The organism is Lacrimispora sp. (assembly GCF_036758025.1).
In the GTDB taxonomy this organism is placed as follows: Bacteria; Bacillota; Clostridia; order Lachnospirales; family Lachnospiraceae; genus Lacrimispora.
In genome coordinates, this window is sequence record NZ_DAIOXM010000012.1 from 1 (window position 1) to 14,762 (window position 14,762).

Sequence of the window (14,762 nt, forward strand, 5' to 3'; positions counted from 1 at the left end):
AAAATTTAGCTTTTCTTCCCATAAAATATGCTCCCTCCCAGATGACAAGTTTTTTTATTTCACTTGTCTACCTAGAAGGGAGCATATCACCAGCGCGCCGGCCTGTCTGCTTTTTTTCTCACGGAGTGATTTCAAACTCCACTGCTCCGGCTGCTCCCGGAGCTATTTCGTATTTTTCAAATACGACCACTGGGTTTCCATTTTCCTTCATATAAAACCTGGTATCATCGGAAATAGTCTCAAAGCCCCCTTCTTCCGGGCCCCAGAACTCAATTCCCAGCTCACGGGATTTTTCATCCATCTGGCTTTTGATGCTTTCGTTTGCCTTCTGGATATAATTTTCTCCCAAAACATCTTTCAGAGTCAGCAGCTCCTGGGTGTTTAAATCTATGTTATAATACCGTTCCTCGCTGTAGGCTGAAGTCCAGCTTTCGGAGCCTCTCACTACAAAGGACAGATAATTGCTGTTCTGGGAAAGGATTTCATACCAGACCTTGATCTGGATTTCCCGTTTTTCCCATTCCTCCTCTGTACCGCCTGTATCTAAAAATGCCTGCTTATATTCCTCCGCCCGGTTCACCGCCTCCTGGGCATACTCGCTGCATATGTTCTGGATTTCTTCATTCACCCTCTGGGAAAGCCCGGAATTATTCTCTGTAATAAATTCAATTCCCGGCACTTCCACCGAAATCTTTTCCCGCCCCTGTTCCTTTGTATAAGAACTTACCGTCAGAATCCGGGCAATAGAGCCTATAACCGGAAGCTGCTGTGCTTCTTCTGCAAAGGCTGTACTTCCGTTTAAAGCCCCGGTAAATACGACCAGGACTGCAGCGGCTGTCCCCAGCCCCCATTTATAAAAGCTGTGCTTTCCTTTTCTTCTGGTATCTCTCATGTTTTTCTCCTCTCTCTTTTCCGACTGTTCAATAAGGTTTTGTATACGAACCCCCAATTCCTCAGGAACAGGGATTTCGTCATATCTTTTCTTGGCATCCTCCAAACGGCTCATAGATTTACCTCCTCAATATTCTCCCTAAGTAATTTTAACCCCCGGTATAATCTGGCTTTTACCGTGTTTAAATTGGTGTCCGTGACTTCTGCAATTTCCTTCAATGAAAGTTCTTCAAAAAAACGCAGCTTAATGACGTTTTGCATCTCCGGCTCCAAATGGCTGATCTCATCATAAAGATCATCTGCAGGCTCATACTTTCGTTCATAGTAGGGAATCTCCATATAAACCTCTTCTTCCACCGGAATTTCCCTTTTGCTCTTTCTGAGAAAATAATTGCTTTCATTTACCAATATCCTATAGAACCAGGTTTTAACGGCATCCGCATTCCTTAAGGATTCACAGTGATCCAGGGCTTTGCAGACCGCATTCTGAACAATATCCAGGGCATCCTCCTTATTGCGGGCGTAACTGAAAGCCAGCCGGTAAAAGCTGTTTTGATTTTCAATGATATATCTTGTCATCTGATCGTAAACCTCTTGTCTCATTTGTTACCCTTTCTGTATCCGTTCTTTAACAGATGCTTTTCCCTTTCTATTATTATAGATGCTTCAGGAAATCAAAAAGTTGCAGGAAAATATTTTTTTCAAAAATCAGAACATATGTTTGCATTTGCAGTAATTCTATGATATAATACCAATAGAATATCCAATTAGAACCACTGGCTGTGGTTTTAATTTTTAACCATCAAACGAACATTTGTTCTTAAGCGAAAGGAGACCGGCGTATGATGATCACAAGAAATAACTTAAATGAAATATTATTTGAAAACCATGATGCAAGGCTGCTGATAGAAAGCGTAGTTTCCCATACGCAGGCTACTTTATATTATTATCACGGTGTTGAGATCACTGTTGAACATGCACTGAGAATATACAACCGGGCAATCCATGCGGAAGAAGAGGATTCCTCCTACAGCGTGTCTTTCCTGGACTTTTCCGGGGAGAATCACAAAACCTTATGTTCCGGAAATTATTGCTGAAGTTCCTGCTAAGCACAGAAATATTTTGATGAAAATGCATTCTTGCAATAAATTACTTTTAATACTAATATAGTAGGTATATAAAAAATAAAAACATCAGGAGGCTAACCCAATGAAAACGGAAATTGAACTGTTTGATTATACCAATCATATTATGAAGGAACTGCAAAAAGGAGTTTTGCTGACCACAAAGGATGGAGATAAGGTGAATTCCATGACCATTTCCTGGGGAACCCTGGGAATTGAATGGGGAAAGCCGATTTTTACCACCTTCGTACGAGAAAACCGTTTCACAAAGCACCAGTTAGATAAAAACCCGGAGTTTACGGTCAACATACCTTACGGAGAATTTGACAAAAAAATTCTTGGCTTCTGCGGAACGAAATCCGGCAGCCAGGTTGATAAGGTCAAAGAGCTGAATCTGACCCTGGAAAACTCTGATACTATTTCCGTACCGGCCATCAAAGAACTTCCTCTGACCCTGGAATGCAGAGTCATATATAAACAAAAGCAGGACCCCGATGCAATCACAGAAGAAAACAGGGAAAAGTGCTATCCTCAGGATGTGGACAGCTCATTCCACGGAGCAAACAAAGATTACCATACCGCTTATTATGGAGAGATTCTTCGGGCATATATCATTGAATAATTAATAAATCCATGCAAAGCACCTGCCAGCCACGGTAAATGCAGACCCATGAACTTGATATTGCAGTTGAGAAGAGCGGCAATATCAAGTCTGGAGCTGTATGGCCTGCGCTTTTAATCTCACAAAAAAAGACCTCTGGAATTATCTTCCATGGTCTTTGCAGCTTCTGCTTTCGGCCTGATTTCTCTTAAGGCCGGTTATTTTTAAAGTTTTGAGCAAGACGATAAGCCGGGTTATGTCATTGAATGGCCATCTATCTAGGCCTGCCGTCACCGACAGGCTCAAGCGACCTACCCGGAGGCAGACGGGCCGCCTTATGCCTCCTGTTCGGTCTTGCTTCGGATGGGGTTTACATGGACCCCTCCTGTTACCAGAAGGGCGGTGGTCTCTTACACCACCTTTCCACCCTTACCGCAATGCGGCGGTATATTTCTGTTGCACTTTCCCTGGAGTCGCCTCCGCCAGACGTTATCTGGCATCCTGCCCTGCGAAGCCCGGACTTTCCTCACCTGCAGCCTTTCGGCTTTGCAGCTGCGGCCATTTGTCTTACTCAAAACTATACTAGTCTATCATAAATTCTTTCATTTGTAAAGCAATCATCAAACCTTAAAGCAGCTTCCTCCGATAAATTCCCGGACAATGGAATTATGAGGAATATCTTCGCTGTTAACTCCCAGAAAATAATCCAGGAATTTCAGTACCCTTTTTGCCTCCACATATTCCGCAGAATCTCTTGGAATACCAAAGAGCAACGGCTCTGCATGCTGCTTCAGCACCGCCAGCTCATAGACTGTGGCAGAGTTAAACATCATATCCGCGGATTCCTGGAAGGGGAAAATATACTCCTCTTCTCCCCGTCTCACCGACGGCCACATGCGGAACGTATCCTGGGCTGAGGCGCCTCTGGTTCTGGCATCCCGGACCATCCGGCGGATCAGACGGCAGTCAGTCGTGGGAATCCGGTTGTGCTCGTCAATGTTTAACTGGGTCAAAGCGCTTACATACACCCGGAACTTGCTTTCTTTGGGAAGAGAATAAGACAGTTTGTCATTTAAGCAGTGGATTCCCTCAATAACCAGAATATCTTCTGCTCCCAATTTCAAATAATCTCCCTTGTACTCCCTTTCTCCTGTCTTAAACTGATACCGGGGCATTTCCACCGTCTCTCCGGCCAGAAGAGCCGTCATATCCTTGTTAAACTGTTCGATATCCAGACATTCCAGCGACTCGTAATTATAGCTTCCATCGGGATTTCTGGGACTATTCACCCGGTTTACAAAATAATCATCTACCGCAATGGGATGGGGAGTCATTCCCTGGGCTCTCAACTGTATGGACAAGCGGTGGGAAAAAGTGGTTTTACCCGAAGAGGAAGGCCCGGCAACCATGACAAATTTCTTGGTGCGGTCACTGACAATCCGTTCGGCGATTTCAGCGATTTTCTTTTCCTGAAGAGCCTCCTGAATCATAATCAACTGATTAATATTTCCTTTGGAAATTTCTTCATTAAGAGCTCCTACATGGGACACATTAAGCCGCTCTCCCCATTTTACACTTTCCTTTAATACGGAAAACAGCTTTTTCTTTTTCTCAGCATCAAATACCGGAACTTCTTTCGGATCATCCTTCTGGGGAAGCATGAGCACAAAGCCTTCGTCATATAAAGCCAGGTCAAAATACTTGATGTATCCCGTATTCTGGACCATATATCCATAGTAATAATCCTCAAACCCGCCGATGCTGTATATATTCACATGGGAAACCCGGCGGTACCGGAACAGTCTTTCCTTGTCATACATGCGGTGCTTGTGAAACAGTTCAATGGCATCATCAGTGCTCACATGACGTTTCATAATAGGAATTTCCTGTTTTACATATTCATGCATACGGTCTCTGACCCGGCTGATTAAATCATCTGTCAGCTCAAAGTTTCCATGAGGCTCAATATAATATCCTTTTCCCAGGGAAAAGTCCACAGTTACCTTCTCGATTTGCTCCGCACCCACCACGTCATAAAAGGCCCTCATAGTGAGAAAGATGGCGCTTCTGTGATAAGTCTGAATTCCGGGCTGGTCTCTTCCCGTCAAAAATTCCATGGTGCAGTCAAACTGGACTGATTTATGAAGCTCTCTTAACTTTCCGTTGATGCTGACCAGCAAAATCTCATCCTCGTACTGATCCTGGTGTTCTCTGGCAATTTCCTGATAGGAAGTCCCTAAAGGATACTCCTTTTTTACTCCGTTGATCGTTATAAAAGCCATTCTGTTCCTCCTTATATCAGCGTTTCGGGGAATACCACTTCTGCCTTGCGTATTTCAAAAGCCTCTCCCGCTTCTTTCCTTAAGTAATCTTCCACAAAATCCAGGAACAGATACTCCAGTCCGTAATGTCCTGCATCAATAACTGCCATTCCGTTTGCAGCCGCATCAATTCCATTGTGATGTCCGATATCTCCGGTCACCAGGACTTTTACCCCGGCTTTTAAAGCAGACTTTATCATGCTTCCTCCGGAACCGGGACTGATTCCTATAAACCGCAGAGGGCCGTCCATAGCTTCCTCTCCGTACAAAGTCAAAAAGGGCAGTTTAAACCGCTCTTTTACAAGGCCAGCCACCTCTCTGACCGTCATTTCCTCTTTTAGATATCCGGTCTTTCCGATTCCATAAGGCGTTTCTCCGCCATCCATCAGGCCTTCCTGCTCCAGTATTCCCATATCTGTGAGCCCAAGCCTTATGGCAGCCGCATCCGCCATACAGCCCGGCGCAGCATCAAAGTTGGTATGCATGGCGTAATAGGCAATGTCATGCCGGATCAGCTTAATCAGTCTCCGGCCGATAAAATCCTTATCATTAATCTGCTTTAACGGCTTAAAGATCAGAGGATGGTGGGTGACCAGCATATCTGCTCCCCACAAAACCGCCTCTTCTATCACTTCATCCGTGGCATCCAGGGCAATAAAAACCTTTTTGACCTCTTTATCACTACGGCCTGCTAAAAGTCCTACATTATCCCAGTCACAGGCGCAGCTAAGGGGCGCCAGCCGTTCCAGCTTGACCGTCAGTTCCTCGCATTTCATCTTGTGCCTCCTTATTCCAGATCAGTTCCTGTTTCAGTTCCCCGACGCGCTTTTCTCCTGCCTGGGTTCTGCTTTCCGACAGGCCGTCAAGGATTTTCTGAAGCTGTTCTTCTTCTTTTGTCAAATATTCCAGTAAAACAGGGGACTTGGATTCCAACAGTTGTTTTCCGTAACGGTAAAAGATTTCCCGGTCATAGTCTTCCCTGTCTGTGCCCCTTCTCGAAACTCCCATGACAGTGTAGTACTTCCCTTCTTCCTCTATCATAGTCTCCTGTTCCGGGAAAAATTCCTGCTCAAGCAGGAATTTGCGTACTTTGTCAATTTCTGAATGGGGAGAAAGGACCCAGTAGGGAATCTGGTTCCACAGCCTTTTTCCCTCTTCCAGAATATGTATCATCAATTCTCCGCCCATGCCTGCTATAACCACGCAGTCGGCTTCCTGTTCCTCTAATTTTAAAAGCCCGTCACTGAGACGGACTTCAATCCTGCCCTCCAGACCTGCCTCCCGGATATGGGCATGGGCCCGTAAAAGAGGGCCCTCCCTCACATCCATGGCAATGGCATGTTTTGCTTTCCCTTCCTGAACCAGGTGGATAGGGATATATCCATGGTCTGTTCCTATATCAGCAACCCTGCTTCCCTCAGGTACAAAGGAAGCGATTGTATCCAAACGTTTTGATAATTTCATCTTATACGACCTTCTGCAGCATCAATCATCCAGATAGTCCTTCAGCTTCTTGCTTCTGCTGGGATGGCGCAGTTTACGCAGAGCCTTGGCTTCAATCTGCCTGATTCGTTCTCTTGTAACATTAAATTCCTTGCCCACTTCCTCCAAGGTTCTCGGACGCCCGTCATCAAGGCCGAACCGAAGCTTCAATACCTTCTGCTCCCTCTCTGTCAGGGTATCCAAAACCTCCATAAGCTGCTCATGAAGCATGGTAAAGGTGGCTGCGTCAGCCGGAACCATAACCTGCTCATCCTGAATAAAGTCTCCTAAATGGCTGTCCTCTTCCTCACCAATAGGGGTTTCTAAGGATACCGGCTCCTGAGATACCTTCATGATCTCCCGGACCCGCTCCACCGGCATATTGGCCCTTGCAGCGATTTCCTCCGGCACTGGTTCCCTTCCCAGCTCCTGTAAAAGCTGTCTGGATACGCGGACCAGGCGGTTGATGGTTTCCACCATATGAACCGGAATACGTATAGTCCTGGCCTGATCGGCAATTGCCCTTGTAATGGCCTGTCTGATCCACCAGGTGGCATAGGTACTGAATTTATACCCTTTTCTGTAGTCAAACTTTTCAACAGCCTTAATAAGACCTAAATTCCCCTCCTGGATCAAGTCTAAAAACTGCATTCCCCGGCCTACGTAGCGTTTGGCAATGCTGACTACAAGACGGAGATTGGCCTCAGTCAGGCTCTGTTTTGCATTCTCATCTCCCAGCTCAATGTTCTTGGCAAATTCGATTTCATCTTCACTGGAAAGAAGGGGAACCTTTCCGATTTCTTTTAAATACATCCGGACAGGGTCCTCTACGCTGACTCCCTCGGGAACGGACAAATCAATGTTTTCCACATCGATTTCTTCCTCTTCCTCAATGTCCTCTTCTATAAAAAGATCTTCATCCAGCTCTATCTCCGGGCCGTCAATCTGAAGTACATCCACCTTGTTGTTCTCCAGAAAGTCAAAGATATGGTCCAGTTTATCTGAGTTCAGTTCCTCTCCGGCAAAGAAATCCAGAATTTCCTGATTCTCCAGCACATTCCGCTTCTTTTTCGCTAAAAGGAAAAGCTGGTTTAACTTTTCCTCAAATGCAGCTGTCTCCTCTGTCTTCAACTCCTCAGCCAGCTCCACCTCTGTCTTTTTTGACCCCGCCATCTTATCTGCCGTCTTCTTCACATTCTCGTCCATGTTCTTCCATCCTTCCACAGCCTGCCTATAGTGTATACCCTAATCCAGCGAAATATGCAGATCCTTCAGTCCAGCCTGTTCCTTTATGATTTTTTGCAGTTCTTCGATTCCTGACGCATGGCGGCTGGCATAATCCAGACTGTTTTTTTTCACTTTCATAATGGTTTCCGAAAACGCTTTTTTCTGTTCTTCATTGCTCAGGGACTCATTGAGACTCGCATGGAAAAGACCCGCGACTGCCCGGTATTGATCTTCATCATTGATAAAATGATTTAAAATCTCGGCTGGATTTAAATTTCCTGCAGCATGTCCCTCAAAAACCATTTCTGCCGCCTTGTGATACAGTTCTTCTATAAAGTCATCAGGAGTGATCACTCCCTTGATCTTATCAAATAAACCAGGATTTTCAATCAGCCAGGTGAGAAGCAGCCTTTGAGACTGTTTTACGCCGTCTTCCTTTTCCTTTTTACGCTGCCCTTTCCCATGCTCCCCCTGTTCCCGCGAAGTCCCGGTTCTTGCCGGTCCTAAAGAAGCTCCCAGCCGGTTAACCAGATTCCTTAAATCCTCATAATTGATAAAGTATTCTCTGGAGACTGCCTCTAAATAATTATCCCGTTCCAGAGCCTCCGGAAATTCCAGAAGCTTTCTGGCTGCCTGGTTATAAAATGCGGTTTTCTGCTCCGGGTCATCCATTTTATAATCCTTTTTCAGCACATCAATTTCAAATAAAAAGCTGTTCCGTGCTTCCTTGATTCTCTCACGGAATGCCTCTGCTCCCATATTTTTGATAAAGTCATCCGGGTCCTTGTAAGGTTCCATGTTAAGGACCTGAATGGACACCCCTGCTTCTTTAAGAATGGGAATGGCCCGGAGAGCGGCTTTTACACCAGCCCCGTCACTGTCGTAGGTGAGCACCACCTTATCCGTATAACGCTTTAACAGCTGTCCCTGCTGGGAAGTAAAGGCTGTTCCTAAAGACGCCACCGCATTGGTGAATCCGGCCTGATGAAGGGAAATCACATCTATGTATCCCTCGCAGATCAATATGTACTTTTCTCTGGAAAGCCTGGCATAGTTAAGACCGTACAAATGCCTGCTCTTATCGAACAATTTCGTTTCCGGGGAATTTAAGTATTTCGGTTCTCCTGCTCCCATGACCCGGCCTCCGAATCCGATAACTCGGTTGTTTACATCCATAATGGGAAACATGACCCTGTTCCAGAATTTATCCCGGCTCCCCCGCTCCTCTACAGTCACAAGGCCGGTCTGCTTTAAAAGCTCATCATCATAGCCTTTGCCCCTTAAGTACCTGTAAAGATCATCGCTGGTCTTATTGGAATATCCAAGGCCGAAATGAGTGATGGTTTCATCGCTTAGCTGACGTTCCCTTAAATACTGGTAACCAGCCTCACCCTGGGGATTTTTCAGCTGATAGTAAAAGTAACTGGCCGCCAGTTTATTGATCTCCAGAAGAGAAGACTTAAGATCCTCCTGCTCTCTGGCCTCTTTGCTGTATTCTGCCGCAGGAAGGGTCACTCCCGCCCGGTCAGCCAGCACCTTAAGAGCCTCAGAAAAAGAATAATTTTCATATTCCATAACAAAGGTGATCACATTGCCGCCCGCTCCGCAGCCAAAGCAGTAATACATCTGCTTGGATGGGGATACGGAAAAGGAAGGCGATTTTTCATTGTGAAAAGGGCATAGGCCAAAATAATTGTTCCCTTTTTTCTGAAGCTTTACATATCCCGAAACCATGTCCACAATATCGTTTCTGTTCCGGACCTCTTCAATCACTTCTTCTGAGTACCGCATGAAGCCTCACTCCTCCTTCCTTATATTTTCATATCCCTAAACACTTTTCCACGCTTTCGGGACGAACAGTTCTTCAAATTTATCAATGGCATAGCTGTCGCTCATGCCCGCAATATAATCGCACACCGCCCGTTCCAGGCTTTCTTCCCGCCCTTCTGTCAGCAGCCGGTATTCCTCCGGAAGCATGTCCGGGTTTTCCATGTAATAACGGAACAGCATGACGATCAAGTGCTGGGCTTTTCCTTCTTCTGCCTTTGGAATATCGCTTTTATACACATGCTCAAACATCCAGGTGCGCAGCCCCTTCATGGCCTCCTCCATGCCCGGAGACATGACGATTTCCTTTTTTTCGTAGCTGTTATCTATGATATCGTGAATCATGTTGTTAAGCCTTTCCCGGACACTGTGTCCAAGAATACCCGTATAGCATTCCGGAAGGTCTTCCTCCACAAACATCTTAGCCCTGATGGCATCATCAATATCATGGTTGATATAAGCAATCTTATCCGAAAGGCGGACGATGCAGCCCTCCAATGTAGAAGGATGGCCGCTGGTACGGTGATTTAATATGCCGTCTCTCACCTCCCAGGTGAGATTTAAACCCTTGCCCTCCTTTTCCAAAACCTCTACTACCCGAACGCTTTGCTTATAATGGGCAAAACCCTCAGAACAAATCTTGTCTAAAACAGCTTCCCCCGAATGGCCGAAAGGGGTATGGCCCAGATCATGGCTCAGTGCAATGGCTTCAGTCAGATCCTCATTCATGCGCAGGGATTTGGCTATGGTTCTGGCAATCTGAGATACCTCCAGGGTGTGTGTCAGCCTGGTTCGGTAGTGATCTCCCTCAGGAGCCAGAAAAACCTGAGTCTTATGCTTCAGCCTGCGAAATGCCTTACAGTGGATAATCCGGTCCCTGTCCCGCTGATAAGCAGTCCTGATATCGCAGGGAGTTTCTTCACGTTCTCTCCCCCTGCTGTTCTTACTGAAAGAAGCATAGGGGCTTAAATATTCTTCTTCCCATTGTTCCGTGGATTCTCTGATATTCATACGATCACATCCTTTGCCCAAAGTTAATGTACATTATACCATATTTTCAGTAATTATAACACCCCCTATCGAAATATTAGCATTTTCCATCGACGCCCTGTTTCCGGGCTTTTTCCGCATTTCCGGACCGAAAAAAAAACAGAAATACGGAAAGCCAGAGACAAACAGGACACACCCCATCAGACATTAAACAGGCAGGCTGTCACTTACACACAGGGCCCCATATCCCACTTCAGGGTTGGGGTATGAAGTAATGCCGGGAAGATGTCTTGCCCCCCGGATCAGATACGCTTTCACCTTTTCCCCGAACAGGAAAGGATCTCTTCCATCCACAATTCCCCATTGCATCAAAAGGGCTGCGCCTCCGGTTACGAAAGGAGTTGCAAAAGAGGTTCCAGTCACAGGCTCATAGCCTCCTCCCGTCCTGGCCGCAATGATTCCCACTCCCGGAGCCGCTATATCCGGCTTCACCTGGTTGGTTCTTCTTGTAAATCCCCTCCCGGAAAAATCCGCATAGGACTGATAAGTGTCATCATAAGCTCCCACAGATATGACCTTGGTAGCCGTGGAAGGAATGGTCAGGGTGGTTTCCGGCGTTGGCCTTAAAAATCTGGTGGACTGGTTCAGAACCCCTGCAGAGGGAAGCCAGAAATCATATTTGCCTTCCACGATCTGCCTTGGAGTAAGGCGAAACCTCCAGATTCCGCTGTCAATAAATGTGGTTGCAGGAAGAAACTCCAGATATATCTCCTGAGCCACGCTGTATGGCCCCGGCTTTCCGTAGTAAAGCAGAATCTGGGTATTTCCTAAGTTAATGGTCTGAGGTCCAAGACTGCTGCTTATAGGACCTATGGTTTCACCGGAAGGCGTTATAATACTGATATCAAACAAATCCGCATAGGATTTCCAAAGCTGGACGCTGAACCCGGTCTGATAGCCTCCAACACTCAACTCTATCTCCTGAGGCCTTGCCATGGTCAAAACTCCGGATAAGTGGCCGCCGCTGACTCCTTCATTTCCCGTTCCAACCACAATCACAGTCTTTCCGTAATTGGAGATATCGTCCAAAAATGTTTCCAAAAGGCTGGTTCCGTCATGAGAGCCGTAGGTATTCCCAAAGCTTAAGTTTATGACAATGGGCATCTGAAGGGCCACAGCCTCCCTGACAACAAAATTCACTGCCCGCATCAGCTCCGTTGTTCTCGGAAATCCCGCTTCCTGAGGGACTCCAAGCTTTACCACCAAAAGAGGACTTTCATAAGCAACCCCTCTGTACTGCCCCCGGTTTTCCCTTCCGTTTCCTGCGGCTATAGAAGCCACAGCAGTACCGTGTCCGCTGTTATCCACCGAAGGAACCAGACGCCTGGCCTCCGCCCTGCTTCCAGTGCTCAGGGCCTGGTCAATCTCTTCCTTTGTGAAGACCCGTTCCAGGGTCTGGTCCCACAGGGATAGTATTCTGGTGGTTCCGTCGGGATTGCGGAAATCTTCATGATAATAGTCAATTCCCGAGTCAATGACAGCCACCAAAACCCCCCGCCCTGTGAGAATGCTGCTTCCCTGCTGGACAAGATTGACGCAAGAGGCCGCCTTTGCCTGATTAACAGCAAAAAACAGCCTCTTTGGTTTCTCCACATATTCAATTTGCGGCAGTTCGCTTAAAGAGTCAATGAGGGACTCCGGGACTGTTAAAATGGCGTATTCGTTTACCATTGGCTCCACCTGTATTCCAACCAGGGAAAGATTGCTGATATCCCCGGAATACTTGACGATTACGACCCAGGAATTTTCCTCCGGATTGTAGCCCACATTTAAGTTCAGGGACCGTTCTCTCTCTTCGGGAGTCGCGCTGAGAGCCAGATTGAGCAGATTTTCCAGTTTTTGATCCTGCATATGCTGCTCCTGCATTTTTTACCATCTTACGCAGAAAAAGCCATTCTCATTCCTTACTGGCTTCAGCTTCCCGCACTTCTGACCCATGGTAGAAGAATTTTAAGATATCCTCGTATCCCTTTCCTTCTTTTGCCATGGCCTGGGCCCCGTTCTGGCTCATACCCGCTCCGTGGCCGTAGCCCCCGCCGTATATGCGGAAGGTGGTGATATTGTTGTCATCCACTCCTGTATTTTCAATGGATATATAGGCGCTGGGAAGTGAATCAAAGTTCTTCATCAGGCCCCCATCCTTTTTCGTTATGGTCATGTATTTATTTCCCAGTTTTGCCCTGGCCTGGCTTTCGCCGTTAATGGTCATAACCCCGTCAGAGCCTTCCACTCTCAGCTTTTTGACAATTCCTCCCACACCCCGTTCCGTCACTGTAATATTTAAGATGGAGCCTACTTCTGTAATCTCCTCCTCCAGCTGGCGGTTGGTCACCGTGGTTTCCCACCGGTACATGGGGAAGGAGGAATCATAGGAGGGATAATCCTTGTTTTTTATAAATTCATCAAAGTCTGAATTGGTGGACAGATTCAAAACTCCCCTGCTCTCCTGAAGCAGACTTCCATCCAGGTAAGGGTACAGGGCAGGGTCGCTTCCCCACAGGCTTCCGTCCGTGGTATGTCCGCAGGAGGTGGAAAAATAAAAAGCTTCAATAGGTGTTTCCTGATAAAACAAAAGTTTTCCATAAGTCTCACGCACAGCTTCCTCGGTCTTTACCCCTGGTTTTAAATTGTTGTAAACCTGGAATCTGGTACTGTCATCTACATGGGCGCCGTACTGGCTGTAGGTGTTGCCCTGAATCTGGCGGTAAGCATAGGTCCTGGCACAGACTGCCTGGGCTTTTAAAGCTTCCTTTTCATAATTGTCGGGCATTTCACTGGGAACCACCTTTGTCAGATAGCTTTCCAGATAAAGCTCATTAATCAGAAGCAGGCCCTCAGGCTCCTTTCTGATCTCAATAGTCCCATCGTAATACGGCGTTCCGTTAGACCGGTTTATGGAGTTGACGGATACAGAATCACTGGCTTCTAAAGGCGACACCACGATTCTTCCATCCTTTAACCGCTCATCAGAAGCATTGATAATCACCTCTGCCCCAGGAGGAATCTCAACCCTCTCCTCCCCATAACTCAGAGAGAGTCCGCTCTGTGCGGACAAGGTCACCTCCGGATGAAAAATGGACTGATAGTTGGTATTCATCAAAAGAACCCTCAGGCTCTTTGCGTCAAATTCCCTTACTAAAAGGGCTGCGCTTATTCTGCCGTGGGCCACCACAAATTCCTGGATGTCGTATCCTACCAGAATGTCTGATATGGATTTTTCCTCAAGCTGGCCGTACAGCCGGTAAACCTTAAAATCCTTATCCAGCTTTAAGCTGCCGTAGCCCTCCACCTCGATGGAGTCCTCCTTAACAGCCAGCACCTTTCCAGTTACCTTCTTTTTCTTCAAGGTGACCTTCTGAAGGCGTCCTCTTTTTAAACTGACATCAGCTATGTTGTTGGCATATTCCGACTCCTGTCCCAAAGAAGCCTCCAAAGGAAAGCTACGCATAACTGATCCTACGTAAATGCGGAAGGTATCTCCTTCTCCCGAAGTCAGCCACACGTTTTTATATGTAACAGAATCAGTTACCCCTTCTTTTAAGGCAATAATCTCACCGCCCTTTACCAGAAGCTTCACCTCCCAGTCTATGTAAGAATCCAGGCTGATGCCCTCAAATCCAAAGCTTCCTCCGCTTGTATAAGCCGTCCAGGCCGGTGCTGTTTTTATATTGGCAGGAGTTCCGTAAAGCAGAACTTCAACTTCCTTAATCTTGCCCTCTTCATCCAGCTCTTTTCTCAGCTCCTCATATAAATCCCACCATTGGCCGGAGGGAATCTGCTCCTTTTGCTTTTTACCGCCCTTATGTACAGCTTCTCCTGATCCGGGAACCAGGGCTTCCGCCAGATTCTCTGCATCCTCATACGTCAAAAAGCCTTCGGCAGTCTCCTTTGCCGCAGGCGTCTTCTCTATATCCAGATAACCTCCTGCATAGAGATAATTCATATATTTTACATACCAGTGACTCTTTTCCTTTTCCGAAAAGTATTCCAGTTCCTGATCAGCCAGCAGCTTTTCGCAGCTTTCCCTGTCAGAAAGAAGAAGCGCAGCCGACTTATAAGCAGCACCTCTTGATATTCCCTCCGGTTCCCGTTCACTGATCAAAATGATGATAATGAGAATGATCACCAGAAGAGGAATTCCGGCCACAAATCCAATAAATTTTTTTCTGTTCATGGACCCTCTTAATTTTAGTTATATTTTGTGCAGAAAAGTTAAAGCAGCGATTTCTCGCTGCTTTT

General features: G+C 46.5%; 12 protein-coding genes and 1 other RNA gene. 2 read left to right on the forward strand and 11 right to left on the reverse strand.

Annotated elements, in window-relative coordinates:
* Positions 1–118 precede the first annotated feature (118 nt).
* Both V7M78_RS11400 and V7M78_RS11405 read right to left on the reverse strand, forming a co-directional pair.
* Entirely contained in the window at positions 119–1,006 is an 888-nt protein-coding gene (locus V7M78_RS11400) for an RsiV family protein (protein ID WP_333649570.1), read from the reverse strand.
* Positions 1,003–1,494: a sigma-70 family RNA polymerase sigma factor gene (locus V7M78_RS11405; RefSeq protein WP_333649572.1), complete on the reverse strand. Its 492-nt coding sequence runs from the start codon at positions 1,492–1,494 to the stop codon at positions 1,003–1,005. Before V7M78_RS11405 ends, V7M78_RS11400 begins: the two co-directional genes overlap by 4 nt.
* Before the next feature lie 239 nt (positions 1,495–1,733).
* On the opposite strand from V7M78_RS11405, the gene V7M78_RS11410 reads away from it, so the two are divergent.
* Both V7M78_RS11410 and V7M78_RS11415 read left to right on the forward strand, forming a co-directional pair.
* The gene (locus tag V7M78_RS11410) at positions 1,734–1,988 is read left to right on the forward strand and encodes a hypothetical protein (protein ID WP_333649574.1); all 255 of its coding nucleotides are present in this window, start codon (positions 1,734–1,736) and stop codon (positions 1,986–1,988) included.
* A gap of 112 nt (positions 1,989–2,100) precedes the next feature.
* Positions 2,101–2,637, forward strand: a complete 537-nt coding sequence (locus V7M78_RS11415) for a flavin reductase family protein (protein WP_333649576.1) — start codon at positions 2,101–2,103, stop codon at positions 2,635–2,637.
* 208 nt (positions 2,638–2,845) lie between these two features.
* Here the strand turns inward: V7M78_RS11415 and rnpB are convergent.
* From rnpB to V7M78_RS11460, 9 genes are all read right to left on the reverse strand, one after another.
* An RNA gene (gene rnpB, locus V7M78_RS11420) (RNase P RNA component class A) lies at positions 2,846–3,190 on the reverse strand.
* Positions 3,191–3,236: 46 nt separating this feature from the next.
* A complete protein-coding gene (locus V7M78_RS11425) occupies positions 3,237–4,898 on the reverse strand; it encodes a nucleoside kinase (protein WP_333649578.1) in 1,662 nt (553 codons plus the stop codon).
* A gap of 11 nt (positions 4,899–4,909) precedes the next feature.
* Positions 4,910–5,713 carry a Nif3-like dinuclear metal center hexameric protein gene (locus V7M78_RS11430; protein WP_333649580.1) on the reverse strand — a complete coding sequence of 268 codons (804 nt, stop codon included), beginning with the start codon at positions 5,711–5,713 and terminating at the stop codon, positions 4,910–4,912.
* Positions 5,664–6,401: a tRNA (adenine(22)-N(1))-methyltransferase gene (locus tag V7M78_RS11435; protein WP_333649582.1), complete on the reverse strand. Its 738-nt coding sequence runs from the start codon at positions 6,399–6,401 to the stop codon at positions 5,664–5,666. Before V7M78_RS11435 ends, V7M78_RS11430 begins: the two co-directional genes overlap by 50 nt.
* A 21-nt stretch (positions 6,402–6,422) precedes the next feature.
* The gene (gene rpoD, locus V7M78_RS11440) at positions 6,423–7,592 is read right to left on the reverse strand and encodes an RNA polymerase sigma factor RpoD (RefSeq protein WP_333649810.1); all 1,170 of its coding nucleotides are present in this window, start codon (positions 7,590–7,592) and stop codon (positions 6,423–6,425) included.
* Between the two features lie 72 nt (positions 7,593–7,664).
* Positions 7,665–9,437 carry a DNA primase gene (gene dnaG / locus V7M78_RS11445; RefSeq protein ID WP_333649584.1) on the reverse strand — a complete coding sequence of 591 codons (1,773 nt, stop codon included), beginning with the start codon at positions 9,435–9,437 and terminating at the stop codon, positions 7,665–7,667.
* Between the two features lie 36 nt (positions 9,438–9,473).
* Complete coding sequence (locus V7M78_RS11450; RefSeq protein ID WP_333649586.1) at positions 9,474–10,484, reverse strand: deoxyguanosinetriphosphate triphosphohydrolase; 1,011 nt, start codon at positions 10,482–10,484, stop codon at positions 9,474–9,476.
* Positions 10,485–10,670: 186 nt separating this feature from the next.
* A complete protein-coding gene (locus tag V7M78_RS11455; RefSeq protein WP_333649588.1) occupies positions 10,671–12,374 on the reverse strand; it encodes a S8 family peptidase in 1,704 nt (567 codons plus the stop codon).
* Positions 12,375–12,420: 46 nt separating this feature from the next.
* Positions 12,421–14,697: a SpoIID/LytB domain-containing protein gene (locus tag V7M78_RS11460; RefSeq protein WP_333649590.1), complete on the reverse strand. Its 2,277-nt coding sequence runs from the start codon at positions 14,695–14,697 to the stop codon at positions 12,421–12,423.
* Positions 14,698–14,762: the final 65 nt, after the last annotated feature.